The organism is Thermincola sp. GK-1 (assembly GCF_059412445.1).
Map to the genome: position 1 here is coordinate 1 of NZ_JBSQAT010000004.1, position 15,052 is coordinate 15,052.

The 15,052-nt window shown below is 41.2% G+C and carries 11 protein-coding genes and 3 CRISPR repeat arrays (1 of these 14 cut by a window edge); of the genes, 8 read left to right on the plus strand and 3 right to left on the minus strand.

The window, feature by feature from the left end; translation table 11 throughout:
* The first annotated feature begins 66 nt into the window (after positions 1-66).
* Both ACSNJE_RS04725 and ACSNJE_RS04730 read left to right on the plus strand, forming a co-directional pair.
* The gene (locus ACSNJE_RS04725) at positions 67-2,124 is read left to right on the plus strand and encodes a response regulator (RefSeq protein ID WP_495252108.1); all 2,058 of its coding nucleotides are present in this window, start codon (positions 67-69) and stop codon (positions 2,122-2,124) included.
* 2 nt (positions 2,125-2,126) lie between these two features.
* Positions 2,127-3,857, plus strand: coding sequence for a two-component system response regulator (locus ACSNJE_RS04730; RefSeq protein WP_495252109.1), 1,731 nt, complete (start codon positions 2,127-2,129; stop codon positions 3,855-3,857).
* Between the two features lie 704 nt (positions 3,858-4,561).
* On the opposite strand, the gene ACSNJE_RS04735 is transcribed toward ACSNJE_RS04730, so the two are convergent.
* A complete protein-coding gene (locus tag ACSNJE_RS04735; RefSeq protein ID WP_495252110.1) occupies positions 4,562-4,990 on the minus strand; it encodes a type II toxin-antitoxin system HicB family antitoxin in 429 nt (142 codons plus the stop codon).
* A gap of 51 nt (positions 4,991-5,041) precedes the next feature.
* Positions 5,042-5,236: a type II toxin-antitoxin system HicA family toxin gene (locus tag ACSNJE_RS04740; protein ID WP_474659907.1), complete on the minus strand. Its 195-nt coding sequence runs from the start codon at positions 5,234-5,236 to the stop codon at positions 5,042-5,044.
* A gap of 102 nt (positions 5,237-5,338) precedes the next feature.
* Between ACSNJE_RS04740 and ACSNJE_RS04745 the strand changes: the two genes are divergently transcribed.
* From ACSNJE_RS04745 to ACSNJE_RS04765, 5 genes are all read left to right on the plus strand, one after another.
* Complete coding sequence (locus ACSNJE_RS04745; protein ID WP_495252111.1) at positions 5,339-5,653, plus strand: hypothetical protein; 315 nt, start codon at positions 5,339-5,341, stop codon at positions 5,651-5,653.
* Between the two features lie 379 nt (positions 5,654-6,032).
* Positions 6,033-7,275: a CRISPR direct-repeat array (repeat unit 30 nt; unit sequence GTTTTTAGCCTACCTATAAGGGATTGAAAC).
* Between the two features lie 15 nt (positions 7,276-7,290).
* Positions 7,291-7,470: a hypothetical protein gene (locus tag ACSNJE_RS04750; protein WP_495252112.1), complete on the plus strand. Its 180-nt coding sequence runs from the start codon at positions 7,291-7,293 to the stop codon at positions 7,468-7,470.
* Positions 7,467-7,682 carry a hypothetical protein gene (locus ACSNJE_RS04755; RefSeq protein WP_495252113.1) on the plus strand — a complete coding sequence of 72 codons (216 nt, stop codon included), beginning with the start codon at positions 7,467-7,469 and terminating at the stop codon, positions 7,680-7,682. Before ACSNJE_RS04750 ends, ACSNJE_RS04755 begins: the two co-directional genes overlap by 4 nt.
* Positions 7,683-7,855: 173 nt before the next feature.
* A CRISPR array of direct repeats spans positions 7,856-11,183; the repeat unit is 30 nt; unit sequence GTTTTTAGCCTACCTATAAGGGATTGAAAC.
* A gap of 592 nt (positions 11,184-11,775) precedes the next feature.
* On the plus strand, positions 11,776-12,078 hold the full coding sequence (locus tag ACSNJE_RS04760; protein WP_495252114.1) for a nucleotidyltransferase family protein: 303 nt from the start codon (positions 11,776-11,778) through the stop codon (positions 12,076-12,078).
* Positions 12,068-12,460: a HepT-like ribonuclease domain-containing protein gene (locus ACSNJE_RS04765; RefSeq protein WP_495252115.1), complete on the plus strand. Its 393-nt coding sequence runs from the start codon at positions 12,068-12,070 to the stop codon at positions 12,458-12,460. Before ACSNJE_RS04760 ends, ACSNJE_RS04765 begins: the two co-directional genes overlap by 11 nt.
* A 504-nt stretch (positions 12,461-12,964) precedes the next feature.
* Here ACSNJE_RS04765 and ACSNJE_RS04770 read toward each other — a convergent pair.
* Positions 12,965-13,180 carry a hypothetical protein gene (locus ACSNJE_RS04770; RefSeq protein ID WP_474774720.1) on the minus strand — a complete coding sequence of 72 codons (216 nt, stop codon included), beginning with the start codon at positions 13,178-13,180 and terminating at the stop codon, positions 12,965-12,967.
* A 57-nt stretch (positions 13,181-13,237) separates the two neighbouring features.
* Here ACSNJE_RS04770 and ACSNJE_RS04775 point away from each other — a divergent pair, with 57 nt between their 5' ends.
* On the plus strand, positions 13,238-13,333 hold the full coding sequence (locus ACSNJE_RS04775; protein WP_495252116.1) for a type II toxin-antitoxin system HicA family toxin: 96 nt from the start codon (positions 13,238-13,240) through the stop codon (positions 13,331-13,333).
* A 490-nt stretch (positions 13,334-13,823) separates the two neighbouring features.
* A CRISPR array of direct repeats spans positions 13,824-15,052; the repeat unit is 30 nt; unit sequence GTTTTTAGCCTACCTATAAGGGATTGAAAC (it continues 1,623 nt past the right edge of the window).

A 15,052-nucleotide genomic window follows, 5' to 3' on the forward strand; every position in this document is an offset into this window, starting at 1 on the left:
CTAATATTCGATATTCTTGAGGAAGATTATCCTATAAACCCGAGGATAAAGCCAGGTGGGTAGAGTTTGACGCTTACATTAAAACTCTCAAATGAAAAACTCATTGAAACTAATAGCAAACTTGAAAATGCAATTCGCAATACAGAACAACTAGCTAAGAAAGCCGAGGTGGCTAATCGTGCCAAGAGCGACTTTCTTGCCAATATGAGCCATGAGATTCGTACGCCACTTAACGGCGTTTTAGGTATGCTCAACTTGCTGCTTGATACGCCCTTAACTCCCGAACAGCGGCATTACGCTGAAACTGCGCACATGAGTGCTGAAAATCTGTTGGGAATTATCAACGACATTCTTGATTTTTCCAAGATTGAGGCAGGTATGATGGAGTTAGAACAAGTAGAATTTGACCTTGTACAATTACTTGGCGACTTTGCTACTATTATGGCTGTTTCAGCACACAAAAAAGGTCTTGAATTTTTCTGCCACATTAGTTCCAATGTACCGCGTTACCTTGTAGGTGATCCAGGACGCTTAAGACAGATCCTCATTAATCTTTCCGGCAATGCAATTAAATTCACAGAAAAAGGCGAAGTAGTTATACGTGCCCAACTTATTGAGGATTTTGGAGAAAGAGTAAAACTACGCTTTGCTGTGCGTGACACAGGCATTGGCATCCCGCCTGACAAATGTGAGCGTCTATTCCAGAAATTTTCCCAAATTGATTCCACAATTACGCGCAAATACGGCGGTACCGGACTTGGGCTTGCCATCAGCAAACAACTGATAGAATTAATGGGTGGTGAAATTGGCGTAGAGAGTGAAGAAGGCAAGGGCTCCGAATTTTGGTTTACTGCGCAACTTATTAAAGGCAAAACCTTTGCAAAAAATCCACAACTTCCAATTAGCATCGTAAACGTACGTACTTTAATTGTCGATGATAATCCCGTAAACCGCGAAATTTTGCGAGAATGCCTCAAGGCTTGGGAACTACAGGTGGATGAAGTTGCTGATGCTCCTGCAGCACTTGCGGCATTGCACAACGCTAAGGAACAAGGTAAACCATATCAGCTAGCTATCATTGATGAACAAATGCCTGGCATGGACGGCGAAGCTTTAGGGCGTGCAATTAAGGCTGACCCACGTTTGACCGATACCATCCTGGTAATGATGTCATCAATAGGTCAAACATTTAGCATAAAGCGTTTAAAAGAAATCGGCTTTGCCGCCTATCTCAATAAGCCAGTACGTGAATCCGAACTTCTTAACACTTTGATGACCGTGTTAGCCAAAGCACCACTCGTGCCGTCTAGTGAAATATCTTCTCCGCCGGTAACTACATCTGTCTCTTCTTTCACGATCAAGCCAGGGGCACGTGTTCTGGTAGTGGAAGATAACTCGGTAAACCAGGAAGTGGTTCTTGGTATCCTTAAAAAGCTCGGGGTTAGTGCTGATGCGGTTAGCAACGGTGCTGAAGCAATAGAAGCTCTGCGGATGATTCCTTACGACCTAGTGCTGATGGACATCCAGATGCCAGTCATGGATGGATTGGAAGCTACCAGCCATATCCGTGATCCAAAGTCGGCAGTACTAAATCCACATGTGCCTATTATAGCCTTGACCGCAAATGCTTTCCCCAAGGACCAGGAACGTTTTCTTGCAACAGGCATGAACGACTATCTTATTAAGCCGCTGAATGTCGATAAACTACGTGCTATTCTTTCACGCTGGCTATCCGAGAATAGTGAAGAAGAGCAGGTCAAAAATGGAATGCCTTCTCGGCCAGCAGAAGACATGTACCCGGTAGTTGACCGTGCACAGTTGCTCGAACGTTCGATGAATGATGAATCCCTAGCCGAGCTGGTACTTAATACTTTTTTAAACGACATGCCTAATCAGCTAAGTGGGCTTTATAAATCTCTCGATAAAGGGAATTCTGAAGAAGCCGCACGTTATGCCCATGCGATTAAAGGAGCTGCTGCCAATGTAAGCGGAATTCGCCTTTCGCATTTTGCTGCAGAACTCGAAAAAGCCTGTCTTAACAATGATTTAAAGAATGCTTATACGCTTGCCAAGCATGTCGAGGAGGCATTTATTGAAATGAAAGACGCCATAAAAGGAGGATAGGTATGAGTCAAATACCTTTGCGCGTGTTAGTTGTTGAAGATGATCTTACAACCCGAACCTTGCTTGCTGCCATCCTTAAAAAATGGGGTTATGACCCCATAGCAGTAGACAATGGCGAAAAGGCTCTCGAACTAATGCAGGCTCCTGATGCGCCGCGACTTCTTCTTCTCGACTGGATGATGCCAGGTCAAAACGGCATCGAAGTAGTAAAGGCATTGCGTCGAAAGCCACGTGTTAGGCCACTATACATCATAATGCTTACTTCCCGTAATGAAAAAACAGACATTGTAGAAGCCTTAGAAGCTGGTGCAGACGATTATTTAGTTAAACCCTTCGACTCTGGCGAATTGCGTGCTCGGGTTGATGTCGGACGGCGGATAATTACACTACAGGAACAGTTTACAGCAGCAACCGAACGCTCCAAAACACTGGCTGATTTCCTCGCCCGCTTTGATCCGCTTACCCGGCTTGCTAACCGTGCCGAACTCTATGCCCGGCTCACGCAACTGATTAATGAAAAAAAACCGATAAATTTGCTGCTTGTCAATATCGACCGATTCAGAAATTTTGACAATGCACGCGGTCTTGACCAAGGCGACGCCCTGCTTAAGGCAGTTGCGGAGCGTCTTTCAAACACCTTTGATGATGCCGCGCTGATTGCTCGAATAGCGGCTGATGAGTTTGCTCTTCTATTTGACTTTTCAAAGTGCAACAGACAAGAAGCAGAGCAACAGCTGCGGGAAATAGCTAACACAGCCTGGCTGGCTTGTAGCAAGCCTCTAAAAGTCGGAGATGAATTGGTGTCAATAACAGTAAGCGTGGGGGCTGGCTTCTTGGTGTGTGATGCAGAAGATACTCCGCTTGGTATCTTGCGGCACGTCAATACGGCCCTGCAGCAGGCCAAGGCAGCTGGTGGAAACAAGGTAGTGATTTATGATCCAGCATTTGAAAAAGCACTGCGTGAACGCTTTGCTATCGAACGCGATTTGCGTAAAGGTATTGCAACAGGCGAGTTGCGTCTTTACCTGCAACCACAAGTCAATAAAACAGGCCAAATTGTTGGTTTTGAAGCTCTGGTGCGATGGCAGCATCCGCAGCACGGGCTAGTACTGCCTGGCGTGTTTATTCCTGTTGCAGAAGATTCTGAACTTATAATTGAGTTAGGAGACTGGGTACTTACTGAAGCCTGTCAGCTTCTTGCACAGCTAAACGCAGCTCACAAGTTGCTTCCCATTTCTGTAAATGTCAGCCCTAAACAGTTCCACCAACCTGATTTCGTTGGACTGGTAAAAGCAATATTGCATAAAACAGGTGCTGATGCTAACCACCTCGTGTTGGAAGTAACGGAAGGATTAATGATTACTGATAAAGAAGCTGTGATTGCCAAAATGAATGAGCTTTCTAGTCTTGGAGTGCGCTTTTCTATCGACGATTTTGGTACAGGCTATTCTTCGTTAGCTTATCTAAAACGCCTGCCAATTTCGGAGCTGAAAATCGACAAAAGTTTTGTGCAGGATATAGCCACTGATTCAGACGACGCTGCAATCGTGAAAACTATCATCTTAATAGCAGAACACTTTAACCTCACAGTAGTAGCCGAAGGCGTAGAAACTAAAGAACAGGTAGCTTTTCTCAATCCTTATAAAAATGTGATTTATCAAGGTTACCTCTTTGGCAAACCAGAGCCGGTAGAGGTATGGCTCAAACATTTATCAATAAAAAAGACAAATTAATTTTTCGTAAAAATGAACTTAATTTGGATATAACGTTTAAGGTTATATTTGAGGGGTATAAAAAATCCATAAAGGCCAAAGAGGCAAGAATTTCTCTAAAACTATGCAAATCGAATTCAGGAACGAGGTCAAGAAAAGTCATCCTGCTCAATTCTTCCATTTGTATATCCTGTTTTTTTCTGGCACCACGGCTAACATTAAGCTTTTTAGCCCCCTAACTAATTTATGTGACTCTTAAGAGTTAAAATTTAAGAATCAAGTTATTAAGGAAGCGCTGGAAACAGGAAATAATGCCATAGTAGCAAGAAGGCACGAGCTGAATCCAAACATGGTTAGCCGGCGGGTAAGAGACACAAACAAGGCAAACACCAATCCGTACCTGTGGATCAATCAACTATTAACCAAATCCATCCTGATTATAAGCAGCTCACCAGGGAAAATGAGCAACTAAAGAAACTTCTTGGTGAAAAAGACCTGGAAATAGCCAGTTGCTGAGGCAGCGATTCCAAGTTTTTAGTCTACCTGTGATTTTGCAAATTAATCCAGTATCGCTTTTGCAAAATAAACCGGTACATGTGGCTTCCTGATTGAGCAAAATTTGCACAATGAATCGGGACAACGAATTAATATTTTGCAAAATCTCGCGTTTTTTGGCACTCTGCAGTAAAGTGAAACCGATCTAAAACAACAATAAAACAGCCCGTTTAAGGCTGTTTTTTGTAGGATTGTTTATAGATTTCAATCCCAAAGTGTTTTTTTAGGGCATCCTGGAGGATATGTGAAACATTGACCTTCTCCCGGACTGCTAAATCGTTTAACCATTTAGGCAGCGTTACCATTTTATTAACTGCTTTATTTGCTATTTTATCACGGATAGGTGGCATCCATACTTCGACAAGTACAATAGCCTGATTTGCTTCTAAAGTTAAGTCTGAGATTTTAGACGGTTCCGGAATATTTTCATTATCTTCTTCCATACCGTATAGGTGTAATTGCAATGCTTCTTTGGCGTTTCTTAAAGCTTCATCTTCATTAGCGCCACAAGGTAAGCAACCGGGCAAATCAGGGAATACGACTGAAATGCCGTTTTCTTCGAATGTAAATATAGCGGGAAACGCATAATGGTCTTTCATTATTAGTTGAACCTCCTCCTGGGTGATTTATATTAGCAGGCTTTGGGGGACTTAGATTTTAAGCCCCGCTTGCTTAATTATGCTTTTAAGTGTACTGATTGGAATGTCCTTTACCGGATGTGTTACTGTTACTCTTCCTGGTTTTGTTGGGTGTTTAAACTGTTTGTGAGAACCGACTTGGTTGACTTCATACCATCCATCGGCTTTAAGCATTTTGATAATTTCTGTTGAAGAGTAACTTTTCATGGCATCACCTACCGTACAAAAATATAATAACATATATAATTAACATATGTCCATGAAAAAGCGATAGAGAGCTTTTTGAATTTATTAGGGAGTTGGTTAAAGGTGAATAGAGAGGATTTAAAGAATTTGCTTGAAATAGATTACTTTGAAAAATGGGTTAATCTAGAAACAAAAGAAAACCATACCGACCCAAGGAGAAACTTGGGCGATTATGTGACCTCCGGTATAGGCATTGGTTTCCCAACGGAGCCCGCTAAAAAGAACATCAGGAAGCTGAAACGAGAGTTAGCTTGTGATAGGTTTGGGGCAGTAGACGGTGGAAAAGCAAGATCAAAGCCGGATAAATATTTAAGCGTAATTTTTCACGGCGAACAAGGCGGTCAAAAAAACCCTTACCATCCCCAAATGGTTAAATGATTTAGCCGATATACGTGTACCCGGCATGGGGGATAACAAGCTCAAGACTACTACCAAACACCGGGATACTGGCAGGGAAGTTTCATAAAGACGGTTAATCAGACTGGAACTGTGTAAACTGGAAAAGTACCAGATGGGCGTAAGCCCTGAATAATTACTTCAAAGCCGAGACCGATCAGACGGAAAATTTGTCGTCGACCTCCGGTAGCGCAAAAACCCCGGGGGATCGACGACAAACCCAAAACAGGGATCAGACTTAGAAAAATAAGCAAATACTGCAAAACAGGCCTTTAAAAAAGAACATTTTTATGTTAAAATGCTGAAAGTACAGAAAACCAAAAAGCCTTGCTGTACCTGATTTTTTGGCCCGCCCGAACGGGTTTTTAGCCTACCTATAAGGGATTGAAACGCGAATGGCTAAAAGAAAATTTTCCAGAAGTCAAACGTTTTTAGCCTACCTATAAGGGATTGAAACCGGAACGTGTACTCCTAATCCCCGGGCACACTTATTGTAGTTTTTAGCCTACCTATAAGGGATTGAAACATTGTTGTTAACAATGTTAACAACGCTCCTAACCTAGTTTTTAGCCTACCTATAAGGGATTGAAACCCGTATGGTTATTACCAAGCACATCATCCCGGCCCTGTTTTTAGCCTACCTATAAGGGATTGAAACATAAAAGTTAGCACTAAAAAGATGTATTCAGTTGGTGAAGGTTTTTAGCCTACCTATAAGGGATTGAAACCTGATAAAACTGAATAAAGAGCATATCCAGTATTCCCTAGTTTTTAGCCTACCTATAAGGGATTGAAACTGACATCATTGCTTTTATTTTCGGCGGCTATCAACTCAGTTTTTAGCCTACCTATAAGGGATTGAAACGTGGCTATCGGGTAAACCTCGGCCCCACCTTCTCCATGTTTTTAGCCTACCTATAAGGGATTGAAACTCCCAAAAATTCTGCACGCCTGCTACAACTGCATCAGTTTTTAGCCTACCTATAAGGGATTGAAACAACGTTTAAAACGCATACAATTCCCCCCATAAAATAAGTTTTTAGCCTACCTATAAGGGATTGAAACAAAAGCAGGGAAATATTAAATAAAGTGATGGGAAGGGTTTTTAGCCTACCTATAAGGGATTGAAACGTTCTAATAATCATGTAACCATCGTTAGTAGATACGTTTTTAGCCTACCTATAAGGGATTGAAACGACTAATCCATTAACAGAAACGGGACCCGGTGATTTTGTGTTTTTAGCCTACCTATAAGGGATTGAAACTACTCGAGATGAGCTACTGGCTGCGGCCAAGACAGCATTCGTTTTTAGCCTACCTATAAGGGATTGAAACATGAACGCGCGGGCCTTTTTTTCAATTATTGATAACGTTTTTAGCCTACCTATAAGGGATTGAAACTGATGAACAAGGTCAATTATATAAGGTCATTCCAGAGTTTTTAGCCTACCTATAAGGGATTGAAACCGGAAAATTCTCACAAGAAGACAAAAGGACAACGTTCTTGTTTTTAGCCTACCTATAAGGGATTGAAACTCAATAAATTCAGATACATCTAAAACCTCGTAATAACGTTTTTAGCCTACCTATAAGGGATTGAAACCCAGGCAAAGGTGTATATGGAAGACATCGAGGAAAACGACATTTTTATCAAAGTAGGCAATCGACGGGTATTTAATGTCAAGGTTTTGGGGGAATATTTTGCAGAGGGGTACAGGGCATTTATCCTAATACCAGATGTGTTGCAAAAGAATGACAGGGAACTGTATGACTTTATAGCAAAGTTGGTGGGCAAATGAATTCGGAGGAAAAAGCCCGTTTATTAGGCATCACAGACCCTCAAGAGTTCAAAAAAGCATTAGAAGAGATATTCCCAGGCAAGGAAAAGATAACACTGGCTGATATCGGAACGGATGTTTGTCGGCATCTATACAAAAATGTTATAAAACAAAGCATAGAGGACCACTGCGATCCAAAAGAAGTGTTTGCTACACGAAAGCGAGGTGATTGAATGACCTACGGCATTGGCATTGGCTTCCCGATGGAGCCGACCAAAGAGGACATTAAGAAGCTTAAGCGAGAAATAGCCCATGATATGTTTGGGGTGGTAGATGGTGGAAAAGCAAAATCAAACCCAATAGCAAAGCGTGCAAATGGAAATAAGGCTAAACCCGCAGGCAAAGAGTTTTTAGCCTACCTATGAGGGATTGAAACGTGAATATCTCTTAAAATGGCTGGAAGATTACGGTCGTTTTTAGCCTACCTATGAGGGATTGAAACGGCGGCCTGGTCCTCTATATGGCTGTCGGCGGTAAGTTTTTAGCCTACCTATGAGGGATTGAAACCATATCCGGCGCTCGGCACAGCCGGGCTGCCGTGTTTGTTTTTAGCCTACCTATGAGGGATTGAAACTTCAGCCCCTCCTCAATGACTGGCCATAGCCTAACCGCCCGTTTTTAGCCTACCTATGAGGGATTGAAACAAGATAAGCTCCCGGACAATGCAATGGAAGCCGGTAAAAGTTTTTAGCCTACCTATGAGGGATTGAAACCCGGCAATAGGAAGAGACGCTGCAACCGTACCAGCGTTTTTAGCCTACCTATGAGGGATTGAAACAAGGGTATGAACCAACACCAAAAGAATGGCTAACCGGGTTTTTAGCCTACCTATGAGGGATTGAAACATTAAACGTGATGATTCTGATGAAACTCTTCTTAAGTTTTTAGCCTACCTATGAGGGATTGAAACATAAAATGTGTTAATAAATAAATTAAAATTAATATTTATAGTTTTTAGCCTACCTATGAGGGATTGAAACGCCAATACATGAGCCTGGAGGGTTGGAATGTCGAAGTTTTTAGCCTACCTATGAGGGATTGAAACTCAAAGAAAAGTCAAAGCTGCGCCAGATTATAAACGTGTTTTTAGCCTACCTATGAGGGATTGAAACTGCTTCTTCACTGGTTCATCTAAAACTTTTACCAACATGTTTTTAGCCTACCTATGAGGGATTGAAACTTCCTCCAACAAGCCAAAGAGTCGAACAAAAAATCGTCGTTTTTAGCCTACCTATGAGGGATTGAAACAAGTCAAAACACTTGAAGGGGTAATGAAGGGTAAGCCGTTTTTAGCCTACCTATGAGGGATTGAAACGTGAAACCGCCAGTGCAACCCTGTGGGTAGTCGGCAAGGTTTTTAGCCTACCTATGAGGGATTGAAACTTTTGGCTGTTTTCTTATTTCAATTGGAACATAATTAGTTTTTAGCCTACCTATGAGGGATTGAAACTCTCCTGCGCCTCCCGGATTCGTCTGTCCTCTGCCTCGTTTTTAGCCTACCTATGAGGGATTGAAACCTATATTCATTCTTCTCTCGCCCCCTCAGTATTAGAGGTTTTTAGCCTACCTATGAGGGATTGAAACTATATGTATACAAGCCAATGAAAACTTCTTCCTTCGGTTTTTAGCCTACCTATGAGGGATTGAAACACCCCTCTGCCAAGCTCTGTTTATCTTTGGGCAAGTTTGTTTTTAGCCTACCTATGAGGGATTGAAACTCCCAGTACTCGGCATCATAGTACCGGTCGATGACCTCGTTTTTAGCCTACCTATGAGGGATTGAAACCATTTTCCGGGGCCTCGAAGCCACCCCGGAGAATGGTTTTTAGCCTACCTATGAGGGATTGAAACATCTCTTAAGAATTTTAAATTAAACCATACTCTTTTTTGTTTTTAGCCTACCTATGAGGGATTGAAACCTGCCTGAGTACCCCAGGCAACTATGTTGATAAAGTCGTTTTTAGCCTACCTATGAGGGATTGAAACTTATTACAGACTGTCCAGAAAAGATACAAAAAGCCATTTCGTTTTTAGCCTACCTATAAGGGATTGAAACCTGGGTATCCCGGTAATATCCACAAAGTAGACGGTGAGTTTTTAGCCTACCTATAAGGGATTGAAACACCCAAAAAAGGAAACTTGGAATTCAACAAATCCTTGTTTTTAGCCTACCTATAAGGGATTGAAACCTGGACCAGGGCCAAAGGCTAGGTAAGCGGATCACGTTTTTAGCCTACCTATAAGGGATTGAAACCTGAGCAAAAGTACATGTACAAATTATCCTTGCGGGTTTTTAGCCTACCTATAAGGGATTGAAACTTATGCGGTGTCTCAAGTCGCCGGGGTTCATACTGTTGGTTTTTAGCCTACCTATAAGGGATTGAAACCAAGGAGTAAACGCCATAATCTTACCTCCTAACTTTCAGTTTTTAGCCTACCTATAAGGGATTGAAACTGCTGTGGATGCCAAAGGCAATATTGGCAATGTTGCCCTAAGTTTTTAGCCTACCTATAAGGGATTGAAACGACAAATCAGGGAATGAACTAAAAGACAGCCGTCTATTTAGTTTTTAGCCTACCTATAAGGGATTGAAACCATGGTGTTGTTTCGGGTATTCCTGAAGTTCACGTGTTTTTAGCCTACCTATAAGGGATTGAAACTAATATGAAACTTTATAGCTATTATTGGAATAATAATTAGTTTTTAGCCTACCTATAAGGGATTGAAACTTTCTCATCCGGGCACATTCTCCTTCCACAGGGAATAGTTTTTAGCCTACCTATAAGGGATTGAAACCATATTCTTTAGATTTGGCATATTCTACCAAATCCTTCGTTTTTAGCCTACCTATAAGGGATTGAAACGCCGCAAGGTTAAAAAGGCTTGGCACAACCTGCGCTGGGTTTTTAGCCTACCTATAAGGGATTGAAACTGCTGTGGATGCCAAAGGCAATATTGGCAATGTTGCCCTAAGTTTTTAGCCTACCTATAAGGGATTGAAACAAAACTGTTAATTTGCCAGCTAGTACTTGGTCAGAGTTTTTAGCCTACCTATAAGGGATTGAAACACCGGTAACAGCCGTAACAACAGCATCAATCTGAGTTTCGTTTTTAGCCTACCTATAAGGGATTGAAACTTTTTTTATCCTCATATATAAATATTTTTTATTAATGTTTTTAGCCTACCTATAAGGGATTGAAACATAATCCTGATTCCGTTACCGCCCATTCCGGATGATGTTTTTAGCCTACCTATAAGGGATTGAAACATTTTTGCTGTAGCAACCGCTTGTGAGTCTTTAATCAAGTTTTTAGCCTACCTATAAGGGATTGAAACCCAAGAATGTGAAAATGAAAGTTGCGAAAATCAGTGCGGTTTTTAGCCTACCTATAAGGGATTGAAACTTATTTGATGTAACCTTCAAATCAAGTTGGACTGCCGTTTTTAGCCTACCTATAAGGGATTGAAACATATATTCCGTTACTGCTTCTTCTCTCTCTTCTTCGGTTGTTTTTAGCCTACCTATAAGGGATTGAAACTGGTTTCAGGATTATATTTCCTATACATGAGGGATTGTTTTTAGCCTACCTATAAGGGATTGAAACTATCAACCCCAAAAGAAAAGAGCCCGAAGGCTCTAGGGTTTTTAGCCTACCTATAAGGGATTGAAACGACCCGGCAGATATTTGACGGAAAACATACGAAAAAGGTTTATAGCCTACCTAGAATCTGGCACTTTCATTAAACCATTTAAGGTTACAGTAGGTGAATTTTTTCTAGACTGGATAGAAATGTATTATGATTATGCAAATTAATCCAGCACCGCATTTACAGAATAAACCAACACATATGACTGTCTGATTGAGCAAAATTTGCAAAATGAATGAGGAAAACGAATAATTTTTCAAAATATCACGTTTTTTTGGCACTCTGCAGTAAAATGTAACCGATATAAAACAACAATAAAACAGCCTGTTTAAGGCTGTTTTTTGTAGGACGGGCTGGAGGAACTGCGTAGTAGGCTTGAATGTAGCCAAACAGGCTATTTGCTGTTGTAACTGGGGATGTGGGGACAGGTAAGACCACAAGTCATCGGAAGTTGGTGGATTCCTTCAGCGGATTGACCAGCAGCGACAGTAATATTTTATTATATCCCAATGTAGTATATAATATGAGTATAAGATAAGGGAGCAGAGAATATTGTTGGAACAGGATTTAAGTTTGTAAACAATGTCTACCAAAAAAGGAAAAGAGGTGTTTTGGTATGACGAAACATATATACACCATTGATGAAATACGGAACATTGTCAGTAAAGTTGCAAAGCAGTATGGGGTTGAAAGGGTTACTTTATTTGGGTCCTATGCCAGAGGTGAGGCAAGGCCTGGCAGTGACATTGACCTGCGTATTGATAAGGGGAGAATACGGGGGCTATTCCAGCTTTCTGGCTTTCATATTGACCTTGAGGAGAAATTTAAAACGCATGTTGATGTAATCGTTACTGACAGCCTTGATGAGAAATTTTTAAAAAGAATAAGCAGAGAGGAGATTTTGCTTTATGAGCAATGATGCAAGAAACGTTGATATTCTGGAGCATATTATAAAATATTGTGATGAAATTTATGAAACAATAGAGTATTTTGGCAATTCCTTTGAAATCTTCAAGGCTAATTCCATTTATAGAAATGCAGTATCAATGTGCATCCTTCAAATTGGTGAGCTGTCTGGTCATTTATCTGATAGCTTTAAAGAAATGCATAATGGAGTTCCGTGGAAGAACATTAAGGGAATGAGAAATTTTATAGCGCACAAATATGGAGATATAAGTATTTCGACAGTTTGGGAAGCTGTTTCTGATGATGTGCCGAAACTAAGGGACTATTGCAATTCGATTTTAAGAAAATACCGTGTGCTTGAACAGCCTGCTTTAGAGGAGAAAAATGAAAGATAAATGTGGTTCTGGATGTTATCTTCATGCTAATAATGGGCCTATGAAGAAGACAGGGAAAACCCGTGGCAACAGCTATCGACTTAAAGACCGCATAAAGACCGGCACTTATGCCGTACTGGCAACTACATGAAGCCGGGGTGGGTCAAAACTATTCCGGCTAAAGTGGGTCAATTTAATTCCGGCGTTGACATATAGGGATCGAAACTCGGAATGCCTTTGGCTCTGCCCCGATCAGCCAGCCAGTTTTTAGCCTACCTATAAGGGATTGAAACTCCTGAAGGCCAGCGACATGGACACGGTGTTCGCAGAGGTTTTTAGCCTACCTATGAGGAATTGAAACCCGAAAGAATGAAGCAAAATTATGAAATGCTTCAGTTTTTATCCTACCTATGAGGGATTGAAACAGATGGCTGGAGGCATATTTGATGAGCGAAACTCCGGAATGAAGTTCATCCAATTTATCAGAAGCGGGTGGGGTAGGATTTAAGGGTTTTAGCCTGCATTTTAGGGATCGAAATATTGCGGTTCGGCTGAACCTGGTCCATTGAGTTTGCGCTTATATTGTATGCCGTTATCACCTGGAAAAGGCATTCGGTGATCAGCTTGACTATTAATAATTGCTTCCGGAATTCCATTTGGGAACGCCTCACATATCAGACGTTCGGGGTCATCAATGAAATGGTCACAGGTCATGCAAATTGGCGCTCTGACAGTGGTCATTGACATCATCTCCTTTCTACTGCACAGTATACCGGTTTGTTTTTGCGGCTGCAAATTATGTTTTTAGCCTACCAGGTAACAGTTCCTCATCCGAAGAAGGACCTTGACCCCAAGACTTTAAGAAACTTACTAAAACAGGCGGGGTTTCAATAAAAATTCGGCCCCGTTCAAATAAGTTAATAATAATAAATATTTAAGCGTAATTTTTCACGGCGAACAAGGCGGTCAAAAAAACCCTTACCATTCCCAAATGGTTAAATGATTTAGCCGATATACGTGTACCCGGCATGGGGGATAACAAGCTCAAGACTACTACCAAACACCGGGATACTGGCAGGGAAGTTTCATAAAGACGGTTAATCAGACTGGAACTGTGTAAACTGGAAAAGTACCAGATGGGCGTAAGCCCTGAATTATTAACTTCAAAGCCGAAACCGGTCAGACGGAAAATTTGTCGTCGACCTCCGGTAGCGCAAGAACCCCGGGGGATCGACGACAAAGCCAAAACAGGGCTCAGGCTTAGAAAAATAAGCAAATACTGCAAAACAGGCCTTTAAAAAAGAACATTTTTATGTTAAAATGCTGAAAGGTACAGAAAACCAAAAAGCCTTGCTGTACCTGATTTTTTGGCCCGCCCGAACGGGTTTTTAGCCTACCTATGAGGGATTGAAATATGGCAGGGAATTTACTGCTAAATTTTTAACTTTGACTTTTAGGTTTTTAGCCTACCTATGAGGGATTGAAATATTCTGAACCTAATGAATATGGCGATGTTAAAGTTAGGTTTTTAGCCTACCTATGAGGGATTGAAATTTGCCTTGGTCGCTAAAGCAAATTATGTTTTACCTGTTGTGGTTTTTAGCCTACCTATGAGGGATTGAAATTCCCCGCAGAGCGGTATTGGTCAAGGGTTATCGACCCCGGTTTTTAGCCTACCTATGAGGGATTGAAATAAGATTCTCGCTTTTATGGCTGGTGTTAGTCTGATTGTTTTTAGCCTACCTATGAGGGATTGAAATATTTTTATAGATGCTTCATATATCCCGCCTTCTTCAAGGTTTTTAGCCTACCTATGAGGGATTGAAATCAAGAGCAAAGGGATTTTTTGCGTGAATTAATTCATATTGTTTTTAGCCTACCTATGAGGGATTGAAATGCAATGGCAGAACTATACAACGCACCACATTTACGTTTTTAGCCTACCTATGAGGGATTGAAATCGGACTTACGGGCAGGCAGAGTATCGGCGGCCCGGAGTTTTTAGCCTACCTATGAGGGATTGAAATGCAGAATTAGGTATAGAATCTGTTGACACCGTAACGTTTTTAGCCTACCTATGAGGGATTGAAATTACGTATACCTATATTTAAACCAAAATTTTAAGCCAATGTTTTTAGCCTACCTATGAGGGATTGAAATATCGCCCCGGCTAACCGTTCATTTTTCAGGGATTCTCAGTTTTTAGCCTACCTATGAGGGATTGAAATATGAAGGAACGCATTGAAAATGGCGACGACCCGATACCGTTTTTAGCCTACCTATGAGGGATTGAAATAAAGCTTCCATCAGAAAACGAAAGCCAAAAGGATCTTCAGTTTTTAGCCTACCTATGAGGGATTGAAACTCTGAAGGTGAAACGGTTGTAGAAAACTGGGATAAGTTTTTAGCCTACCTATAAGGGATTGAAACGCTGATATGCTGTTCAGCGCGCTTATGAACTGTACTAGTTTTTAGCCTACCTATGAGGGATTGAAACAGTGAGATAACACAGCAGAGAAAGCAAAGAGTAAAGATAGTTTTTAGCCTACCTATGAGGGATTGAAACCAAAATGACGGAAATACAATACAATGTTTGGTGTAGTTTTTAGCCTA

What these genes read in the sequence shown, in the direction of transcription:
- ACSNJE_RS04775 (WP_495252116.1), top strand. Translation starts at nt 13,238, where the DNA reads ATGTTTTTAGCCTACCAGGTAACAGTTCCTCATCCGAAGAAGGACCTT.
- ACSNJE_RS04770 (WP_474774720.1), bottom strand. Translation starts at nt 13,180, where the DNA reads ATGACCACTGTCAGAGCGCCAATTTGCATGACCTGTGACCATTTCATT.
- ACSNJE_RS04750 (WP_495252112.1), top strand. Translation starts at nt 7,291, where the DNA reads ATGGAAGACATCGAGGAAAACGACATTTTTATCAAAGTAGGCAATCGA.
- ACSNJE_RS04760 (WP_495252114.1), top strand. Translation starts at nt 11,776, where the DNA reads ATGACGAAACATATATACACCATTGATGAAATACGGAACATTGTCAGT.
- ACSNJE_RS04735 (WP_495252110.1), bottom strand. Translation starts at nt 4,990, where the DNA reads ATGAAAGACCATTATGCGTTTCCCGCTATATTTACATTCGAAGAAAAC.
- ACSNJE_RS04765 (WP_495252115.1), top strand. Translation starts at nt 12,068, where the DNA reads ATGAGCAATGATGCAAGAAACGTTGATATTCTGGAGCATATTATAAAA.
- ACSNJE_RS04755 (WP_495252113.1), top strand. Translation starts at nt 7,467, where the DNA reads ATGAATTCGGAGGAAAAAGCCCGTTTATTAGGCATCACAGACCCTCAA.
- ACSNJE_RS04740 (WP_474659907.1), bottom strand. Translation starts at nt 5,236, where the DNA reads ATGAAAAGTTACTCTTCAACAGAAATTATCAAAATGCTTAAAGCCGAT.
- ACSNJE_RS04730 (WP_495252109.1), top strand. Translation starts at nt 2,127, where the DNA reads ATGAGTCAAATACCTTTGCGCGTGTTAGTTGTTGAAGATGATCTTACA.